Annotated in this window: 18 protein-coding genes and 1 riboswitch; of the genes, 16 read left to right on the top strand and 2 right to left on the bottom strand. The window is 43.9% G+C overall.

The features are described 5' to 3' along the window. The 9 genes from cobA (at position 1) to ZOBGAL_RS03925 (ending at position 10,908) form a co-directional block, all read left to right on the top strand. Positions 1–798: a uroporphyrinogen-III C-methyltransferase gene (cobA, locus tag ZOBGAL_RS03970; RefSeq protein WP_013992217.1), complete on the top strand. Its 798-nt coding sequence runs from the start codon at positions 1–3 to the stop codon at positions 796–798. Between the two features lie 2 nt (positions 799–800). After that, positions 801–1,862 carry an NAD(P)/FAD-dependent oxidoreductase gene (locus ZOBGAL_RS03965; RefSeq protein ID WP_013992216.1) on the top strand — a complete coding sequence of 354 codons (1,062 nt, stop codon included), beginning with the start codon at positions 801–803 and terminating at the stop codon, positions 1,860–1,862. A gap of 153 nt (positions 1,863–2,015) precedes the next feature. Then, positions 2,016–2,122: riboswitch (SAM riboswitch) on the top strand. Positions 2,123–2,230: 108 nt separating this feature from the next. Next, the gene (locus tag ZOBGAL_RS03960) at positions 2,231–3,232 is read left to right on the top strand and encodes a homocysteine S-methyltransferase family protein (RefSeq protein WP_013992214.1); all 1,002 of its coding nucleotides are present in this window, start codon (positions 2,231–2,233) and stop codon (positions 3,230–3,232) included. A gap of 44 nt (positions 3,233–3,276) precedes the next feature. Next, positions 3,277–6,015: a methionine synthase gene (gene metH, locus ZOBGAL_RS03955; RefSeq protein ID WP_013992213.1), complete on the top strand. Its 2,739-nt coding sequence runs from the start codon at positions 3,277–3,279 to the stop codon at positions 6,013–6,015. Between the two features lie 192 nt (positions 6,016–6,207). Then, positions 6,208–7,161: a methylenetetrahydrofolate reductase [NAD(P)H] gene (metF, locus tag ZOBGAL_RS03950; RefSeq protein WP_013992212.1), complete on the top strand. Its 954-nt coding sequence runs from the start codon at positions 6,208–6,210 to the stop codon at positions 7,159–7,161. Between the two features lie 72 nt (positions 7,162–7,233). Beyond that, entirely contained in the window at positions 7,234–8,328 is a 1,095-nt protein-coding gene (locus tag ZOBGAL_RS03945; RefSeq protein WP_013992211.1) for an acyloxyacyl hydrolase, read from the top strand. A gap of 17 nt (positions 8,329–8,345) precedes the next feature. Beyond that, a complete protein-coding gene (locus tag ZOBGAL_RS03940; protein ID WP_231854794.1) occupies positions 8,346–9,164 on the top strand; it encodes a head GIN domain-containing protein in 819 nt (272 codons plus the stop codon). An 86-nt stretch (positions 9,165–9,250) separates the two neighbouring features. Beyond that, entirely contained in the window at positions 9,251–10,339 is a 1,089-nt protein-coding gene (locus tag ZOBGAL_RS03935) for a serine hydrolase domain-containing protein (protein ID WP_013992209.1), read from the top strand. A 101-nt stretch (positions 10,340–10,440) separates the two neighbouring features. Further along, positions 10,441–10,908, top strand: a complete 468-nt coding sequence (locus tag ZOBGAL_RS03925) for a hypothetical protein (RefSeq protein WP_013992208.1) — start codon at positions 10,441–10,443, stop codon at positions 10,906–10,908. Positions 10,909–10,965: 57 nt separating this feature from the next. On the opposite strand, the gene gldA is transcribed toward ZOBGAL_RS03925, so the two are convergent. Further along, positions 10,966–11,862, bottom strand: coding sequence for a gliding motility-associated ABC transporter ATP-binding subunit GldA (gene gldA / locus ZOBGAL_RS03920; protein WP_013992207.1), 897 nt, complete (start codon positions 11,860–11,862; stop codon positions 10,966–10,968). Positions 11,863–12,301: 439 nt separating this feature from the next. Between gldA and ZOBGAL_RS03915 the strand changes: the two genes are divergently transcribed. From ZOBGAL_RS03915 to ZOBGAL_RS03900, 4 genes are read left to right on the top strand one after another with little or no spacing between them, the layout of a single operon-like run. Further along, positions 12,302–13,129, top strand: coding sequence for a prephenate dehydratase (locus ZOBGAL_RS03915; RefSeq protein WP_013992206.1), 828 nt, complete (start codon positions 12,302–12,304; stop codon positions 13,127–13,129). After that, complete coding sequence (locus ZOBGAL_RS03910; protein WP_013992205.1) at positions 13,126–14,271, top strand: pyridoxal phosphate-dependent aminotransferase; 1,146 nt, start codon at positions 13,126–13,128, stop codon at positions 14,269–14,271. The genes ZOBGAL_RS03915 and ZOBGAL_RS03910 overlap by 4 nt, the downstream gene beginning before the upstream one ends. Positions 14,272–14,294: 23 nt before the next feature. Beyond that, positions 14,295–15,155 carry a prephenate dehydrogenase gene (locus tag ZOBGAL_RS03905; RefSeq protein ID WP_013992204.1) on the top strand — a complete coding sequence of 287 codons (861 nt, stop codon included), beginning with the start codon at positions 14,295–14,297 and terminating at the stop codon, positions 15,153–15,155. After that, complete coding sequence (locus ZOBGAL_RS03900; protein ID WP_013992203.1) at positions 15,155–16,237, top strand: bifunctional 3-deoxy-7-phosphoheptulonate synthase/chorismate mutase type II; 1,083 nt, start codon at positions 15,155–15,157, stop codon at positions 16,235–16,237. The genes ZOBGAL_RS03905 and ZOBGAL_RS03900 overlap by 1 nt, the downstream gene beginning before the upstream one ends. 63 nt (positions 16,238–16,300) lie before the next feature. On the opposite strand, the gene ZOBGAL_RS03895 is transcribed toward ZOBGAL_RS03900, so the two are convergent. Then, positions 16,301–16,744, bottom strand: a complete 444-nt coding sequence (locus ZOBGAL_RS03895) for a hypothetical protein (protein WP_013992202.1) — start codon at positions 16,742–16,744, stop codon at positions 16,301–16,303. A 176-nt stretch (positions 16,745–16,920) separates the two neighbouring features. Here ZOBGAL_RS03895 and rsgA point away from each other — a divergent pair, with 176 nt between their 5' ends. From rsgA to ZOBGAL_RS03880, 3 genes are all read left to right on the top strand, one after another. Then, positions 16,921–17,874, top strand: coding sequence for a ribosome small subunit-dependent GTPase A (gene rsgA / locus ZOBGAL_RS03890; protein ID WP_046287736.1), 954 nt, complete (start codon positions 16,921–16,923; stop codon positions 17,872–17,874). A gap of 43 nt (positions 17,875–17,917) precedes the next feature. Continuing rightward, positions 17,918–18,370, top strand: a complete 453-nt coding sequence (gene dtd, locus ZOBGAL_RS03885; protein ID WP_013992200.1) for a D-aminoacyl-tRNA deacylase — start codon at positions 17,918–17,920, stop codon at positions 18,368–18,370. Between the two features lie 79 nt (positions 18,371–18,449). Then, positions 18,450–20,360, top strand: coding sequence for a DUF3857 domain-containing protein (locus ZOBGAL_RS03880; protein ID WP_013992199.1), 1,911 nt, complete (start codon positions 18,450–18,452; stop codon positions 20,358–20,360). The last annotated feature ends 24 nt before the right edge of the window (positions 20,361–20,384 follow it).

The raw sequence follows: 20,384 nt of genomic DNA, 5'->3' as shown, positions 1-20,384 counted from the left end.
ATGAAACACTCCAACGAAATATCTAACAATTTACCTTATTCGGGTGGTCGACTTACGGTTGTAGGTGCCGGTCCCGGTGATGTGGAGCTCATCACCCTCAAGGCCATAAAGGCACTTGCCGACGCCGATGTGGTGTTGTACGACGCGTTGGTGTCGGTTGAATTGTTAGACTATGCGCCCAAGGCCGAACATATTTTTGTGGGTAAGCGAAAAGGTTGTTATGCCTATCAGCAGGAACAGATCAATGAATTGATCGTAAACCGGGCCAAGGCCAATGCCCATGTGGTACGTTTAAAAGGCGGGGATCCCTTTGTATTTGGCCGTGGTGCCGAAGAAATGGAGTACGCCGCGTCTCACGGGGTGAAAGTGGCTATGGTGCCGGGTATATCGTCTTGTTTGTCGGTGCCGGCTTCCCAGAACATTCCAGTGACCAAAAGGGGCGCTACCGAGAGTTTTTGGGTGATTACCGGAACAACAAAGGCCCACAAGCTGTCAAGTGATGTGGCTTTGGCCGCAAAGAGCAATGCTACGGTGGTTATTTTGATGGGAATGTCGAAACTATCGCAAATAGTGGAACTGTTCAAGGCAGAGGGCAAATCTGAAACCCCGGTGGCCATTGTGCAAAACGGGACGAGAACGGATGAAAAAGTTGCCATAGGCACTATTGCTTCCATAGAAGGGGAAGTAGAAATACAAGAGTTGGCCAATCCGGCAATAATTATAATAGGTGAAGTAGTAAAACACAGGGCGAGCATTCTATCCATTGCCCAAAATCAAGAATTACAGTTAAGTAAATAGTTATGATAAAAACAGATATTCTCATCATTGGCGCAGGCCCAACAGGTCTTTTTACGGTATTTGAAGCAGGTTTGTTGAAGTTAAAATGCCATTTGATAGATGCTTTGCCACAACCAGGTGGTCAGTGTTCGGAAATTTATCCAAAGAAACCGATCTATGATATTCCCGCTTTTCCAGAAATTCTTGCGGGAGATTTGGTGACCAACCTAATGGAGCAAATTAAGCCTTTTGAAGCAGGTTTTACCTTGGGTGAGCGTGCCGAAACATTAGATAGGCAAGAAGACGGCTCTTTTATAGTAACGACCAATAAGGGTACAAAACACCATGCCCCGGTAGTGGTTATTGCAGGTGGACTTGGGTCATTTGAGCCTAGAAAACCGCCTATTGGGAATATTACCGACTTTGAAGATAAAGGGGTGGCCTATATGATTAAAGATCCCGAAGTATACCGCGACAAAAAAGTGGTGATAGCCGGTGGTGGCGATTCTGCTTTGGACTGGGCAATTTTCTTGGCCGACGTGGCTTCGGAAGTATCCTTGGTGCACCGTAGAAACGAGTTCAGGGGCGCCTTGGATTCCGTAGAAAAAGCAGCGGAATTGGCAAAGGCAGGAAAAATAAAACTGTTTACCGAAGCCGAAGTGAAAAAACTGTACGGTGATGATCATTTGGAAGCAGTGGTCGTAAAGCATAACGATCCCGAAAAAGGGGAGACCTATGTTGAGGTTGATAACTTTATTCCCTTGTTCGGTCTTTCCCCAAAATTGGGTCCGATCGGTGATTGGGGTCTTGAAATAGAACGAAATGCCATTAAGGTAAACAACGCTAAAGATTATCAGACCAACATACCTGGTGTTTTTGCGATCGGCGATGTAAATACCTATGAAGGTAAATTGAAATTGATTTTATCGGGCTTCCATGAGGCGGCCGTAATGTGTCAGTTCGCTTATCAATTGATAAACCCAGGTAAAAGATACGTTATGAAATACACCACTGTAGGTGGGGTAGAAGGTTTTGACGGAAGTAAAAAAGAGGCCAAAAAAGAGGTCGTTCAAAGTATTGCTTAATTAGCTATTAGTGTATATATCGATAAAGGCCTTCTGTTGTAGTATTTGAACAGAAGGCTTTTATTAAATGCAAGCCGCCAAAAACCGGAAGGTTTCTTTGGTTTTGAACCATATGTGGCGTTACTTTGCAAATCGTTCATAAAAATAACAAGACTGTTATCAAGAAAGGTGGAGGGAATAGACCCAGTGAAACCTTGGCAACCCTTTTCTTATAAAGAAGGTGCTACATTCTATCCTAGTATTTGTGGGACAGATAACAAAGAGAGGCAAGATTGTCTGTCCTTATTCCTTTGCTTGATAGTTGTTTGTAGATTGGTCTAAGAGGGGCCTTTGTGCATGAACGTGCGACATAAGAAGGAAATAAGGAAATGAAAAAAATTCAAGAGATATTAAAGGAACGCATTTTAGTATTGGACGGTGCCATGGGTACCATGCTCCAACGCTATAAATTTACCGAGGAAGATTTCCGCGGTGAGCGTTTTAAAGATTGGGAACACCCCTTGCAGGGGAACAACGATCTATTGTCGCTGACCCAACCCGAGGCCATAGCCGATGTGCATCGTAAATACTTTGCCGCAGGCGCCGATATTGTCGAAACCAATACTTTTTCGGGTACTACTATCGCCATGGCCGATTACCATATGGAAGATTTGGTGTACGAACTCAATTATGAGTCCGCACGTATTGCCAAGGAGGTGGCCGATGAGTTTACCGCCAAAGAGCCCAATAAACCAAGGTTTGTAGCGGGGAGTATAGGGCCGACGAACAAAACGGCCAGCATGTCTCCCGATGTAAACGATCCGGGCTATAGGGCCGTTTCTTTCGACGAATTGCGAATTGCCTACAAACAACAGGTGGAAGCCTTGTTAGATGGTGGGGCCGACATTCTTTTGGTAGAGACCATTTTTGATACGCTTAATGCCAAAGCCGCCCTTTTTGCCATTGAAGAGGTAAAGGAGGAACGGAATATAGAGGTGCCCATTATGGTGAGCGGTACCATTACCGATGCCTCGGGAAGAACCTTGTCAGGACAAACGGCAGAGGCATTTTTGATTTCCATTTCACACATTCCAATCCTGTCGGTAGGGTTCAACTGTGCCCTTGGGGCCAATCAGTTGGTGCCACACTTGGAGGTTTTGTCTACCAGAACGGAGCATGCCGTTTCGGCCCACCCGAACGCGGGCTTGCCCAATGCCTTTGGGGAATATGATGAAACCCCCGAGCAAATGGCCGAGCAGATAAAGGAATATGTGGAAAAAGGCCTGGTCAATATCGTTGGCGGGTGCTGTGGTACAACGCCTGAGCACATTACGGCCATTGCGGATCTAGTGAGAAAATACGACCCACGGAAGATTGCCGTAGAATCTTGAAGGGAATGCAGATTCGTCAAGTATAAAAAAATGATGGAGATATTATGAGTAACGACTCGAACATACCGATAACCGATACCCGGCCCTCGGCCGCCCGCTACCTAAAACTATCGGGTTTGGAGCCCTTGGTGATCACCCCCGAAAGTAATTTCGTAAACGTGGGCGAACGTACCAATGTGGCCGGGTCTAAACGTTTTTTACGTCTGATCAAGGAGCGTAAGTTCGAAGAGGCGCTAGACGTTGCAAGAGATCAGGTTGAAGGTGGGGCCCAGATCATCGATATTAATATGGATGACGGCCTGATCGATGGAAAAGAGGCCATGGTCAAATTCTTGAACCTGGTTATTGCCGAACCTGATATTGCCAAGGTGCCTATAATGATCGATAGCTCTAAATGGGATATTATCGAGGCAGGCTTGCAGGTCGTTCAGGGGAAGTGTGTGGTGAACTCCATCAGTCTGAAAGAAGGTGAGGAAGAGTTTATCAATCACGCCAAATTAATAAAAAGATATGGCGCGGCCGTTATCGTAATGGCCTTTGACGAGGTTGGTCAGGCCGACAATTATGATAGGCGCGTAGAAATTTCAAAAAGATCCTATGATATTTTGGTGAACCAAGTAGGTTTTCCGCCGGAAGATATCATTTTCGACCTTAATATTTTCCCCGTTGCCACGGGTATGGACGAGCACAAGCTCAATGCCCTAGATTTTATAAAGGCCACCAAATGGGTGCGTGAGAATCTGCCCTATGCCAGTGTGAGCGGAGGGGTGAGCAATGTTTCCTTTTCGTTTAGGGGGAACAACCCCGTGCGTGAGGCCATGCATTCGGTTTTTCTGTACCATGCCATCAAAGCGGGTATGAACATGGGGATCGTAAACCCGACCATGTTGGAGATTTATGACGACATTCCCAAAGATTTATTAGAGCACGTAGAAGATGTTATTCTCAACCGTAGGGAAGACGCGACCGAACGGTTATTGGATTTTGCCGAATCGGTAGTAGGTAAGGCCAAGGAAAGTAAAATAGACCTTTCGTGGCGTGAAGAACCCTTGCAGGACAGGATCACGAGGGCCCTGGTCAAGGGAATAGATCAATATATAGTAGAAGATGTAGAGGAGGCCCGTATGGCCGCCGATAAGCCTATTGAGGTAATCGAAGGCCACCTTATGATAGGTATGAACGTGGTGGGTGACCTGTTCGGTAGTGGAAAAATGTTTCTGCCCCAAGTGGTGAAGTCGGCCCGTGTCATGAAAAAGGCCGTGGCGTATTTGTTGCCCTATATCGAAGAGGAAAAATTGAAGAATCCGCAAGTAGGGGACGATAAGGGCAATGGAAAAATCTTAATGGCCACCGTTAAGGGCGATGTGCATGACATTGGAAAAAACATTGTAAGTGTAGTCTTAGCCTGTAACAATTACGAGATCGTCGATTTGGGGGTCATGGTTCCGCCCGAAAAGATAATTGCCGAGGCCATAGCCCACAATGTTGACGTTATCGGGTTGAGCGGACTCATTACGCCTTCGCTTGACGAGATGGTGCACTTGGCCAAGGAAATGGAACGCAAGAACTTTAAGGTGCCCTTGCTCATAGGAGGGGCAACGACGAGTAAGGCCCATACGGCCGTAAAAATAGATCCACAATACAGTGAGGCCGTGGTGCACGTAAACGATGCGTCAAGGGCCGTTACCGTAGTGGGCGACCTGTTGCAGAAAGATACCTCGGAGAAATATAAGAAGACGATCAAGGAAGACTATGACGTGTTCAGGGAAAAGTTCTTGAGCCGTACCAAAAAGAAGGAATACAAAAGCCTTGCAGCCGCTAGGGAAAACCGATTTAAGATCGACTGGGAAGCCAGTTCGATCGTAAAGCCCCGTCAGCTTGGTATTCAGGTAATCGAAGATGTGGATCTTGAAAAACTGGTGCCCTTTATAGACTGGACTCCCTTTTTTAGAAGTTGGGAACTGCATGGAAAATACCCTGATATTCTAACCGACGAGATTGTAGGCGAACAGGCCACCGAGCTTTTTGCCGATGCACAAAAAATGCTGCAATCTATCTTAAAGGATAAAAAATTGACGGGTAAAGGGATTTTCGGACTCTTTCCGGCCAATACCTTGGAGAACCATGACGATATTGAAGTAGAGGTCAACGACGGCCAAGAGGATAAAACATATGTCTTTAGAACCTTGCGCCAGCAATTGAAACGTCGCGAGGGCGTGCCAGATTACGCACTGGCCGATTTTGTGGCGCCAAAAGAATCGGGTAAGCAAGATTATGTAGGGTGCTTTTGTGTGACTACAGGTTTTGGAACCGACGAACTGGCGGATGCCTACCGTAAGAACCTAGACGATTACAACTCCATTTTGGTAAAGGCGCTGAGCGACCGTTTGGCCGAAGCTTTTGCCGAATACTTGCATCTAGAGGTGCGAAGGGAGCATTGGGGCTATGCCGCCGATGAGCATTTGAAAAACGACGAGTTGATCGATGAGAAATATAAGGGTATCCGTCCCGCACCAGGATATCCGGCCTGTCCCGACCACCTTGAAAAGCTGACCCTTTGGGATATGCTCAAGGTAGAGGAGCGGATCGGTGTGAAACTTACCGACAGTCTGGCCATGTGGCCGGCTTCATCGGTTTCGGGCTATTATTTTGGGAATTCCGAAGCCCGGTATTTCGGGTTGGGAAAAATAAAGGAAGACCAAGTGGCCGATTTTGCCGAACGGAAGGGCATTTCCCTAGAAGAGGCGACCAAGTGGTTGGCACCGAATATAGCGGACGATTGAAATAGAACACATATGCCGAGGTAAAGCGGATGCTTTTAGCGGTGTAGTCGATTGAGAAAACAGAATAATGCGTTAGGGATAGGAGCGGTATCTTTTTAAAGTCCGACAGGCTTTAAAAAATTTAGCGGATAGCCCGCCCGAACGCCATAAAAGAGCATAAACATTAAATTTCCCGGTCAAGGGGCAGCATACATGAAAATAACGGACCATATAAAGAATGCAAAGGGCAAAACTTTATTTTCCTTTGAAATTATACCGCCTGTAAAAGGACATCAGATTCAACAACTTTACGATAATATCGATCCCTTGATGGATTTCAAGCCTCCGTTCATTGATGTGACCACGTCGCGGGAGGAGTATGTGTATATTGATCGTGACGGTCTGTTGGATAAGAAGTTGACCCGTATGCGTCCCGGTACCGTTGGTATTTGTGCGTCTATAAAGCACAAGTACAATGTAGATACCGTTCCCCATGTGCTTTGTGGTGGGTTTACACGGGAAGAGACCGAGTATCTGTTGGTAGATTGCCATTATTTGGGCATCGACAATATTATGGCCCTTCGTGGCGATGCCATGAAAGACGAAAAATATTTTCAGCCGACCAAGGGAGGGCATGCCTATGCCGTTGATTTGGTGAAGCAGGTACACGAACTGAATTGTGGTAATTATTTGCACGATACGGTAGAGACCGATAATTGTGCCGATTTCTGTATTGGTGTGGCCGGATATCCTGAAAAACACCTGGAGGCGCCTTCTTTGAAATCGGACTTAAAACGATTGAAGGAAAAGGTAGATGCCGGTGCCGATTATGTGGTGACCCAGATGTTTTTTGATAATAAAAAATACTTTCAGTTTGTAGAGGAAGCCAAAAAAATGGGCATAAACATTCCGATCATTCCGGGAATCAAACCTATTGCGGTCAAAAGACACTTGCAGCTGCTGCCACAGGTATTTCGGATAGATTTGCCGCAAGACCTGATCGATGCCGTTGACGATTGTGCCTCGAACAAAGAGGTGCGTCAAGTGGGTATTGAGTGGGCCATTCAGCAATCAAAGGAGTTGAAAGCGGCCGGGGTTCCCGTACTGCACTATTACTCCATGGGTAAATCGGATAATATCAAGGCCATTGCCGAGGAGATTTTTTAAATAAAGGGCTTTGTAAGAAAATAAAGGCGAACCTTGGGCTTAAAATAACGAATAATATTATTTTTGCGCTCCATGAGCCCAAGGGTGTTTTTATTTTTTCTGATGTGTGCCGGATATTGTTTTTCACAAGAGTCCGAAAAAGCCCATACTTATACGTTTGAAGCGAACCAGTTTTACGGTTCCATTATACTTCACAATCCTGATATTTCGCATTTGATAACAGATCACCCTGCGGGTGTTGTTCTGGCGTACAATCGAAAGACTTTTGGTTTAAAGGAATGGGAGGAGTGGTACAACTATCCTGATTTGGGGGGCTCGTTTATCTATCACAACACGAACAGTTCGGTTCTCGGTGAGGCCTATGCTGTGTACGCCCATTTCAACTTTTACTTTTTAAAGCGCAACCTTCAGTTTCGGGTGGCCCAGGGGCTGGCCTATATGACCAACCCCTACGATCGGGAGACCAATTTTAGGAACAATGCCTACGGTACGCGATTGTTGAGCTCTAACTATGCCATGATAAATTACCATAAGGAGAATATTTATAAGGGCTTGGGCTTTAAGGCGGGTATTTCTATCATGCATTTCTCCAATGCCAATGTAAAGGCACCCAATACCTCTACCAATACCTTCGCCTTTAATTTGGGGCTAACGTATACCTTGGAAGGTAAGGACACGGAATATATTCGACGGGAAAAGGTAAGGCTTACCGAGCCTGTCAAATACAATTTGGTCTTTAGGGGAGGTGTCAACGAGAGCGACAATATTGGCCACGGACAATATCCGTTCTATATTTTTTCGGCTTATGCCGATAAACGCCTAGGGCGAAAAAGTGCCGTTCAATTGGGAACGGATGTGTTTTTTAGCAATTTTTTGAAGGAATTGATAAGGTATCAATCGATTTCATTTCCTGAAAATGACATAGATCCCGATACCGATTTTAAACGGGTGGGAGTATTTGTGGGACATGAACTTTTTATCAATAAGCTTTCCATTGAAACACAGCTCGGGTATTATGTGTATTACCCCTTTGATTTTGAGGGAAAGGTGTATAACCGCCTTAGTCTCAAACGTTATTTTGGTGATAAGGTATTTGGGGTGGTAAGCCTGAAATCACATGCCGCCGCAGCCGAAGCGGTGGAATTCGGTGTAGGGATACGATTATAATGAAAGAGGTATAAAATATGGCAATAGGATTAAAAGATAGGGATAGTGAAACCGTGCCTTTGGGCAGTGGTAGAGTGGTGCGCTGGTCTCGTTTTTTTGCGATGCTTTGTTGTACCGTTGTGCTTGTTTCCTGTAATGGTGAAAATGCTTCCGACTGTTTTCAGAATACCGGTGATATCGTTCGTGAAGAGGTAGTGGTTGATAATTTTACCCAGATTACCGTTTACGAGAATGTAAGCTTGGTCGTAAAGCAAGGTGCCGTTCAAAAGGTAGAGATTGAAACGGGAAGTGTATTGCGGAACGAGGTTACGGCCGAGGTGGTAGATGGGCGGCTGATTTTACGCGATACCAATGATTGTAATTATTTTAGGGATTATGGCGTTACAAAAATTTACGTGACCGCCCCCGATATTACCGAGATACGAAGCAGCACCGGCTGGCCTATTTCAAGCGATGGCGTTTTGGCGTATTCGAGATTGAACCTATTGTCTGAAAGTTTTGCCGACCCCGAAGCACAAACCACCGATGGTGAGTTTGATTTGGAGGTGGCGGCTACCGACCTGAACGTGATAGTGAACGGAATCGCTTATTTTAAGTTGAAAGGTACGGTCGATAATTTAAGTTTGACCATTGCTGCGGGCGATTCGCGCATAGAGGCCGCGGACCTGGTCGCCCAAAGCGTGACCTTGAACCATAGGGGGTCGAACGATATGTACGTGAATCCGCAAGAGTCCATTAAAGGGGTAATTCGCGGGGTTGGTGACGTCTTTAGTTCAAACCGGCCGACAGAGGTAGATGTGGAAGAATTATACAAAGGGCGCCTCATTTTTGAGTAGTTTCCCGGGTTAAGGTTCAACTTCTGCCCATAAGATCGGTACGGGCACAAATGCAATCTGTAACTTTGTGCCGACCGAAACCCGATATGAATCCGATACTCAAGTATATAGAAAACCTGTTCGCTAAGAAGCGTGTGTTGGGCAATGATCCATTGTTGAACGGATTGGTGGAGGCCGATCGCCTGTTGTTAGATCTGGTGTCGGAAGAGAAAGTCCCCGGTCTGGCCATTACGGTACTCAAGCAGGGGGAGCCCTTTTTTCAAAAGGGATACGGCCTTGCCGATCTGGAAAGGAAGCTTCCGGTAGACCCTCAAAGTTCCGTGTTTCGCATTGCCAGTGTTTCAAAGCCTATTGCGGCTACCGCCTTGGCCTATATGGTGGGCGATAACTTGATCGATCTAGATGCTTCCTTTTACACTTATGTACCTTATTACCCGAAGAAAAAATACGATTTTACCATTCGTCAATTGGCGAGTCATACCGCTGGTATAAGAGGGTATAGGGGTATTGAGTACGGCCTGAACAAGCCTTATACCATCAAGGAGAGTATTGAAATCTTTAAAGACGATGAATTGCTCTTTAAGCCCGGAACGGACTATCTTTATAATAGTTTTGATTGGGTGTTGATATCCTTGGCCATGGAAGAGGTCAGTGGAATACCGTTCGAGACCTATGTGCAAGAGAAGGTTTTGGTGCCCTTGGGGATGGACCGTACTTCATGGCCCGATTTAGGGCATACCCAAGCGGAACCATGTTTCTACTCTAAAAACAAAAGGGGCTTTCGTAAGGCCATTCCCGTGAACAACTATTATAAAATGGCGGGCGGGGGCTTTCTTTCTACAACGCCCGATATAGCCAAGTTCGGGCAGGCCTATCTTGAGGGCCAGGTATTGACACCTGGGCTTCGGAACGAGTTTCTCAGTGCTCAAAAGGTCGATGGTAGCTCTATTTATTACGGTCTGGGATGGCAGGTAAGCCAAGATGCCCAAGGAAGGCCTTACTATGGCCATGTGGGCAATGGCGTGGGCGGATACTCCAATTTCTTGGTCTACCCTGAAGAGGAAATGGTATTTTCCATATTGATCAATTGTACCGATCCCAAGGTGCAACCGGAACTGGATGTGGTTATCGATAGCCTGATACGGTCTAAGGAAGGGCAGTCCGGCCCATTGTAGCGGGTTTTGACTTAAATGCTGAAATAGTTAATGCATAAGCTTTTTGAAGGGGTGTAAGCTTGTTACTTGCCTTGAAATCGTTTAGCTTTAGATAAAAAGCTATGAAAAATCTAAAATCAATTATTTTGACCCTCGGATGCGGGCTCTTTGCGTTCACCTTAAGTGCCCAAGAGATAACCTCTTTTTCGGGCATGTGGGGACCTGAATTTTATCAAGATCGACAAAAGTTGACGTGGAAGGAAATCGATAAGATCATGTCGGAAAGTCAAGTGGCCCAAATGAACTGGGAAAAATCGAAAAAACAAATGATGGGAGGTATGATTGCCGGGGCCGCCAATTTTGGTACGGCCATTTGGTTTTTGGTGAACGAGAACGATGACAAGAGTGTTACGGCACCTGCCATCGCTTTTGCAGGAACCGGGATCATTGGCTCTATTTTCTTTCACCACGCCATGAAAAACAAAAAGGAGGCCATACTCAATTATAACGATAGTTTGGGTAACGGAACGTCGTTCCGTATGGTGCCCGCCGTTAATGAAAACGGAGTCGGCTTGGCCCTGAAGTTTTGATTCGGACTATTGTAAGCCTATCCGGAATTCCACATAGGGCTTCCGGATTTTTTGTTTTTAGTCGGAAGTAAGTTCGGTGAACAGGCTTTCGAGGTTTTTGTTCTTGCGGCTCAGTTGCAAGGTCTTCAGTTGGTTGTCGTGCGCAAAATCGAAAACGGCCGGGCGCATGTCTTTGGAGGTGCTGAACGTGATTTCATAGACAAAACCACCTGTGTTTTTTACATGGCTTACGTTGGGCAACTTGTTCAAGAAGGCCTCTTCTACCCGGTAATCGAACTCCACCTCAATGATTTGTTCTTCGGCATCGCGTAGTTCGCTAAGTTTCTTGTCGGCTACAAGTACACCTTTGTTGATGATCAGAACGCGGTCGCAAACGGCCTCTACCTCTTTCATGATGTGGGTCGAGAGCAGTATGGTCTTTTCCTTTCCGATCTCTTTGATGAGTTTTCTGATTTCCAATAGTTGGTTGGGGTCGAGTCCGGTGGTGGGTTCGTCTAAGATCAGTACTTCGGGATCGTGCAATAAGGCGGCGGCAAGTCCGACACGTTGGCGGTAGCCCTTAGACAGTTGCCCGATTTTTTTATGGGCTTCAGGTGATAGTCCGGTTTGATCAATGACCTCGGGTATCCTGGCTTTGTCCGTTTTGTAGACATCTGCGTTAAAGGCAAGGTATTCCTTTACATACATGTCTAGATATAGGGGGTTGTGCTCGGGCAGGTAGCCGATACTCTCTTGAACTTTTTTCTTTTCCGTCAGAACATCGAAGGAGTTGACCGAAGCCTCACCTTTATCGGCCGTATAATAGGTGGTCAGTATCTTCATCATGGTTGACTTTCCGGCGCCGTTCGGCCCTAAAAAACCAACGATTTCCCCTTTTTGAAGTTTAAAGCTGATGTTCTTCAAAGCTTTTTGGCTTCCGAAAGTTTTGCTGATTTTGTAGACGCTTATAGACATATTGGGACAAATGAAAGTTAGATAGTTGTTCTGAATGTAGATTTTAACGATGTACTTTTTAAGGGTACTTTCGGTTCATCCATCAAAAATAAACAATTAAGTAATATCGTATTTTTTAAAAAGGTGTCTGCGAACTATGAAATATAAAAATAGACCAATGCCTGAGTGCGAGATACATATAAATTGGAAAAAAATCGGTTCTACCCGTTTATTTTTAAATTTAATTGTTACTTTAGCCGAAGTTTAAGTGTGTTATGACAAAGCGATTCTTTTTCAACGGTTTTTATTTTTACTTCTTTTTTGAGAGAGGTACGGGACTGTTGTAAAATATTGCATGATATAAACCAATTGAAGTCCCGTGAAAAACGGGACTTTTTTTGTTCAATACCTATTGGGAATTATCGTTTAAAAGTGTTTCCCATAAGGCAGAAAGCCAGTTATGAAGCTAAAAATAGCCATTCAGGGAATTAAGGGGTCTAACCACCACCAAGTAGCCCGAGAGTATTTTGATGATAATGTAGATTTGGTAGAATGTATGTCGTTTGATTTCTTGGTAGATCAATTGCTGCAAAAGACCGCTGATATAGGTGTAATGGCCATTGAGAATTCAATTGCTGGCTCGATCATACCGAACTATGCCCTGGTTTACCATAAGGATTTGCATATTATTGGGGAGCACTACCTTAATATCCATCACCATTTAATGGCCTTAAAGGGACAGGAAATAGCCGATATTGAAGAAGTGAGGTCGCACCCTATGGCCCTGTTGCAGTGCAAGGAATTTTTTGGCGATTATCCACACATTAAAATGGTGGAAGATGTTGATACGGCCGAAACGGCAAAACGGATTCAAGAGCAACAGTTAAGGCATATTGCGGCCATAGCTCCGGAAGTTGCCGCCGATTTATACGATTTGAACATCGTAGCACGGGACATACAGACCATTCAAAACAATGCAACCCGCTTTATTATTGTAAAGACAAAAAATAAAGTGCTTCCGAAGGAAGAGATCAACAAGGCCTCGGTACGTTTTGTTACCGACCATAAACGCGGAAGTCTTGCGGCTGTGCTTAATGTTATGAGCGATTGCAATTTGAACTTGACCAAAATACAGTCGCTGCCCATAATTGAGACACCATGGAAATACGCCTTTTTTGTTGACGTGACTTTTGATGGTTATGATTGTTTCGACAAGGCAAAATCACTGTTGAACATCATGTCGGAAGACTTTAAGGTGTTGGGTGAATATAAAAATGCGAGAATATGATACGAACGGCAAATCGTTTACATACAGTTGAAGAATATTACTTCTCGAAAAAGTTGCGAGAGGTAAGAGGTTTGATCGCCGAAGGAAGGCCCGTGATCAATATGGGTATCGGAAGTCCGGATCTGGCTCCCTCAGAAGCGATCATAAAGAGTATTCAAGATGCGGTCTTGGAAGAAGGTGCACACCAGTATCAGAGTTATCAGGGTTTGCCCGAACTGCGTCAGGGTGTAGCGGATTTTTATAGTGAAAAATTCGATGTTACGGTAGATCCATTGACCGAGATTTTACCCTTAATGGGTTCAAAGGAAGGTATTATGCACATTAGCATGGCCTTTTTGAACGAGGGCGATGTTGCCTTGATACCCAATCCGGGCTATCCTACCTATACCTCGGTCACGAAGTTGGTAGGGGCAGAGGCAAAATATTATAACCTAAGTGCCGAAAGCGGATGGTTTCCCGATTTGGAAGAATTGCAGGAACACGATTTGTCAAAGGTAAAGATCATGTGGACAAGTTACCCCCATATGCCGACCGGGGCCACGGCGACAAAAGGGCAGTTTGAAAAATTGGTGGAATTTGCCAAAAAGAACGATATCCTTTTGGTAAACGACAACCCCTATAGTTTCGTGCTTAACGATGCGCCGGCAAGTATTTTGGCCGTCGATGGGGCGAAAGAGGTGGCCCTAGAGCTAAACTCCTTGAGCAAGACCTTTAATATGGCCGGTTGGCGCGTAGGAATGGTATTGGGCGGGGCCGAACATATCAATGCCGTGCTAAAGGTAAAAAGTAATATGGATTCGGGGATGTTCTACGGAATTCAGAAAGGAGCCATAGAGGCCCTGAAAAGTGATCAAGATTGGTTCGATAGGCTGAATGAGGTATATCGCTCTAGAAAGGCGCTTATGTGTCAATTGGCCGATAAATTGAACTGTACCTATGATACCGATGCGGTTGGAATGTTCCTTTGGGCAAAGTTGCCGGAAGGAAGCAAATCTGCCGAAGAGTTTATAGATGAGGTACTGTACGAAAAGAACCTTTTTATAACCCCGGGAACCATTTTTGGAAGTAAGGGCGAAGGGTATATACGATTTTCATTGTGTGTGCCCGAAGAAAAGATTGAAGAGGCGATAAGCCGTTTTTAGAATGACGAACAAGAGTTGATAAAATGAATGTTTTTATAGTTGGTGTCGGGTTGATAGGAGGTTCCTTTGCAAAGGATATCAAACGCCTGCGCCCAGAGTGCAAGATTTACGGTATAGATACGAATGTTTCGCATTTGCGCGAAGCCTTGGATCTGGGGATCATCGATGTAGAGTCGAGTTACGACGATCTAGGGGTGGCCGATATGGTCATTGTTAGCATTCCCGTAGATGTTATGGTTACCGAGCTTCCTAAGATATTGGATGCGGTTAACGATGATTGTGTGGTCTTTGATGGCGGGTCTACAAAAAGTTTGATCTGTAAAACCTTAGATTCGCACCCTAAACGAAGAAATTACCTGGCGGCGCACCCCATTGCGGGTACGGAGCATTCGGGACCGTCGGCGGCCATTGAAAATTTATACGTGGGTAAAACGAATATTATCTGCGAGATAGAGAAAACCGCCTTTAAGCTTCAGGAAAAGGCCCTGGAACTTTTTCAGCAGATAGGAATGCGTATTCGGTACATGAACCCCGATGCCCATGACAAGCACATTGCCTATGTGTCGCATTTGTCACATATCAGCTCTTTTATGTTGGGAAAGACCGTAATCGATAAAGAGAAAAATGAACGTGATATTTTTGACATGGCGGGCAGTGGTTTCGAGAGTACGGTAAGGTTGGCCAAGAGTTCGCCGGCCATGTGGACGCCAATTTTTAAACAGAATAAAGACAATGTGGTCGAAACTTTGACCGAATATATACAGAACCTCCAAGAGTTTAAACAGCTATTGGAAAAAGGAGATTACACGGGAATTTTTAACGAAATGAACGATACTAATAAAATAAAGGAAATTTTAAACGGAATACCACTAAACAAGAAGTAATGGAGAATTCAAAAGAAATGAGAACATGGTTGGATGATATGGGGTTAGACCATCCACTAGTAATAGCAGGGCCATGTAGTGCTGAAACCGAAGAACAAGTGTTGCGTATTGCTCACGAGTTAAAAGATACCGACGTAAACTACTACCGTGCGGGTATCTGGAAACCAAGAACACGACCAGGAAACTTTGAAGGTGTTGGCGCACTTGGTTTGAAGTGGTTACAGAAGGTTAAGGAAGAAACCGGATTAAAAACGGCCACAGAGGTAGCCAATCGTGCCCATGTTGAATTGGCATTGGAGTATGATGTAGATCTATTGTGGATCGGAGCGCGCTCGACCGTGAGTCCGTTTATCATGCAAGAATTGGCAGATGCCTTGGAAGGTACTGATAAGATCGTATTGGTGAAGAACCCTGTAAACCCTGATTTGGCTTTATGGTTGGGTGGTATCGAACGTTTGCATACCGCCGGGATCAGAAAGTTAGGGGCCATCCACAGAGGATTCTCTACCTATGAGAAAACGAAGTACAGGAACATTCCCGAATGGCAATTGGCCATCGAGTTCCAAAACAAGTTTCCCGATTTGCCTTTGATCAATGACCCATCGCATATTACCGGTAAGCGTGATATGATCTTTGATGTTTCGCAAACGGCACTTGATCTGAACTTCGACGGATTGATGATCGAGACCCATTTTGATCCCGACAATGCTTGGAGTGATGCCGCTCAGCAGGTTACTCCGGAGAAGTTGGTGCAGATCATGAGAGATTTGCGTATCAGGAAAGAGACCGACAGCGAAGCCGAATACAATGCTAAATTGAGCAACCTTAGGGCGCAAATAGATATTCTCGACAACCAGTTGATCGATACTATGGGCAAACGTATGAAGGTGTCGGATAGTATTGGTGAGCTTAAAAAACAGAAGAATGTAGCCGTACTACAGTCGAACCGTTGGAACCAGATTTTGGGAGCCATGATCTTGGAAGGGGAATCTCGCGGATTGAGTGAAGAATTTGTCCTTAAAATGTTCAAGGCCATTCACCAAGAGTCGATCAATCATCAAGAGAAGATTGTAAACGGATAGTAGTACCTATTCGATATACTATAATAAAACGGCTTGTCGAAAGACAAGCCGTTTTATGTGTTTTTAGTCCCTTCTGAAAATATATCGCGTAATGAAAATTCCCTGGGCATCGTTGTCGCCGGCATCGGCTTCTACGCCACTGGTTACAAAGACCAGCTCCCATCCTTCTTGAAGCATATTCGTAAGTTTCGAGGAGATAACGGCATCGTTCGCGGCAATATTTTGAAAGCGGATACCGGCAATATTGTAAAAGTTGAGGAGTTTGGTTTCCTCAAAATTCTTTACCCTGATAGTGCCCCTTTTAGATTTGTTTCGGGTATTGTCTTCCTCGGTCTGTTCAGAGGTATATTCTTCAAAATCCTTTTCCTCTTGGGCATCAATGATTCTTGAGCGCCCTAGTCCGCTGGGTACAATAGACTCGACACTGGTAATTATTTTTATTTCTTGGGCGTTCACACTGAGGGTTGTGGCAATTAAAACAAAGGCTATTACGGCTATCTTTTTCATCGTTTAAAATTTAAATTAGGTTTAGTAAAGACAAAAGTAAAGTCTAAAAGGTTGCATTTATAGTGAAAAAACAGAGGGGGAATAGGGGCTTTTTTTGTTGGAACAAGCTTTAAGACAGCCTGTTTTAAGCTGATAGTATGAAGTAAAGTTGTTTCTTTGTAATGAAATTGAAAAGAATGAAAGGAACTGTATATAAATCTACCGGAAGTTGGTATACCGTAAAAACGCAAGATGGCGAATTTTACGAATGCCGTATTAAGGGTAAGTTTAGGATTCAGGGGATAAAAAGTACGAACCCCATCGCCGTGGGGGATGAGGTGGCGTTCAAAATAGAACAATTGGGCGATGATACCGTAGGCACCATTCACGGTATTGACGATCGTAAGAACTACATCATTCGAAAATCGGTAAACCTTTCAAAACAAACGCATATTATTGCGGCCAATTTAGATCAGGTGTTTCTATTGGTCACTTTAAACAACCCGACCACCTATACGATTTTTATAGACCGTTTTCTCGCTACTGCCGAAGCCTATGATATTCCTGCCGTTCTACTTTTTAATAAAGTGGATAGCTATACTATTGAAGAACTGGCGGAAATTAAATACCTGGCCGAGCTTTATAGAAATGTGGGATATACCTGTATCGGTATTTCGGCCAAGTCTGGTAAAAATGTAGATAAGGTAAAGGAAATGATGGTCGGTAAAACCAGTATGTTTGCAGGGCATTCCGGTGCAGGAAAGTCTACATTGGTGAACGCCCTGGAGCCAAAACTCAATTTGAAAACTACCGAAATCTCCGGACAACATCTACAAGGCCAGCATACCACTACATTTGCCGAAATGTTCGACTTGGATTTTGGGGCGCGTATTATCGATACGCCGGGTATTAAGGGCTTTGGTATCGTGGATATGGAAAAGGAGGAAATAGGGGATTATTTTCCGGAATTTTTCAAACTCAAGGGGAATTGCAAATTTAACAATTGCCTACACCTCGATGAACCAAAGTGTGCCGTGAAGGAAGCCTTGGAAAACGAGGAGGTCGCATGGAGCCGTTATAGGAGCTATGTGCAAATGGTAACCGGAGAAGAGGAAAATTATAGGGTCGATATCCACGACGTAAAAAAGTAGCTCTTGGTGTAGAATCAGAAAATAAGAAATCAGTTTAAGAACGATGCGAGCCATTATTCAAAGAGTGTCAAGGGCCAGTGTAAGGGTAGACGGCCAAATAATATCAGAAATACGGAACGGACTTTTGATCTTACTGGGCATTGAAGATGCCGACGGGCAAGAGGATATTGAATGGTTGTCACGTAAAATCGTGAACCTTAGAATTTTTAACGATGCCAATGGTGTCATGAACGAGTCGCTCAAAGCTGTAGGGGGCGATGCCATTGTGGTCAGTCAGTTTACCTTGCATGCCGCTACTAAAAAAGGCAATAGGCCATCTTATATCAAAGCTTCCAAACCCGATGTGGCGATTCCCTTATACGAAAAGTTCGTGCAGCAAATGGAGGTCGATTTGGGCAAAAAAATAGGTACGGGAATTTTTGGCGCCGATATGAAGGTCGACTTGCTCAATGATGGTCCGGTTACCATTGCAATAGATACAAAAAACAAGGAATAAGCGCTTTTTGTCGATTTTTTTCTTCGCTATGTAAGAAAAATGTATGTTTTGTGTTGAATTTCAATGCCAAACCTAAGCAATGCGATTACCGCTTTTATTTCCATTACTTTTCATAAGTTTCTTTTTAAATGCCCAAGACTCAAACTATCCAGCTCTTTTTCTAAACGAGGATTTGACCGAAATGGCCAATGCAGTGGTACGCTTGGATAGGATGGATATTCACATTTTTTCTTCAAAAAAAATGACGGTTAAGAGCAAACAAGTGGTTACCGTTCTGAACCGGGCAGGAGACCAACACGCTAGGACCGCCTTGGGGTATGATGGTTCAAAAAACATAAAGAATCTTAATGTTGTTGTTTATGATGCGGCAGGGAGGCAAATAGAAAAAATTAAAAAGAAGGATTTTAGGGATGTAAACATAGTGGATGGTTTTTCGCTTTATAACGATTACCGTAAGCTGTACTACAATTATACCCCTATTAATTATCCTTACACGGTTGAGTTTAACTATGAATATGAAACATCTGATACCGGAGCAATCCCTTCTTGGTATTTTTTGGGAGGATTCTTTGCAAGTGTAGAGAAGAGCTTTTATTCCATTACCTATGCAGAGCCAAGTCTAAGGCCGATAATCCATGAGAAAAATTTGGAGAATTTCAAATTTGAAAAAAATGAAACAAACAACTCAATAAGCTACTTGGCGAATAATATCCCTGCTGTAAAGAGGGAAAGTATGAGTCCTTCGTTCAAAAGAATCACTCCGAGTTTGATGACTAGAATCAAGAATTTTCATTATAAAGGATTTGATGGTTCTGTAGACAATTGGGCCGAACTTGGTTCTTGGGTAGGCAATAAACTTTTATCGGGGAGAGATGAGCTTAGCCCGGAAACTATCGCAAAAGCCAAAGCTTTAGTGGCGGGGGTGGAAGATAATCTTGAAAAAGCAAAGATTATTTATAAATACGTTCAGGAAAATACTAGGTACGTAAGTGTGCAAATAGGTATTGGTGGACTGCAGCCTATTGCGGCCGTAGAGGTAGACCGTGTAAAGTATGGCGATTGTAAAGGTCTTTCGAACTATACCGGGGCATTGTTAAAAGCAGTAGGGGTAACAGCTTACTATGCCGTGGTTGAGGCAGGAAACGATAAAGTTGATTTTGAAGATGACTTCGCCGATTTGGCACAGGGGAACCATGTAATTCTATGTATACCCTATAACGACAAGTATTATTGGTTGGACTGTACGTCACAAATTCTTCCATTTGGGTATATCGGTAGTTTTACGGATGATAGAAAAGTTATGGTCGTAAAGCCGGATGGAGGTGAAATTATAACTACAACGGCCTATGTAAATGAAGATAATTACCAATCCATTATAGCAACATATGAATTAAAACCTGATGGTAGTATATCTGGGCAAACTGAGGTTGTGACTAAAGGAAGCAAATACAATAGTCATTTTAGATTAGAGGAAGAAACCGAAGTGGAAATTGTAAGACAAATTAAAAATAGGTGGAGTTCCATAAATAACCTTACTGTTGTCAATTATCATTTTGAAAACAATAAAAAGGATGTGGTCTTTAATGAGAACATATCTTTTAGTGCAACAAATTATGCTTCTACAAGTGGGGAAAGAATTTTTTTTATAGCCAATGCTTTCAATAATAGAAATATTATTCCAGACCGCTATCGGAACAGAAAATTGCCTTTTGAAATTCAGCGTGGATATTTAGAGGAGGATAATTCAACAATCAGGCTTCCGGAAGGATATGTGGTAGAGACGCTGCCAAGTACAAAGAAAATTGAAAATGAATTTGGGGTATATACCGTAAATTTTGAACGCAATGAAGAAAGTAATACCGTCAATTATGAACGACGCTTTTTTTTGAAAAAAGGTTTATACCCTAAGGAAAAATATAAAGATTATCGTGATTTTAGAAAGGAAGTAGCGAGTATAGATAACGCACCAATCGTACTTCTTAAAGAATAGCAAACCACTTTTTACATAAAACCA

Source organism: Zobellia galactanivorans, assembly GCF_000973105.1.
In the GTDB taxonomy this organism is placed as follows: domain Bacteria; phylum Bacteroidota; class Bacteroidia; order Flavobacteriales; family Flavobacteriaceae; genus Zobellia; species Zobellia galactanivorans.
This window is presented reverse-complemented; position numbering and strand designations above follow the sequence as displayed.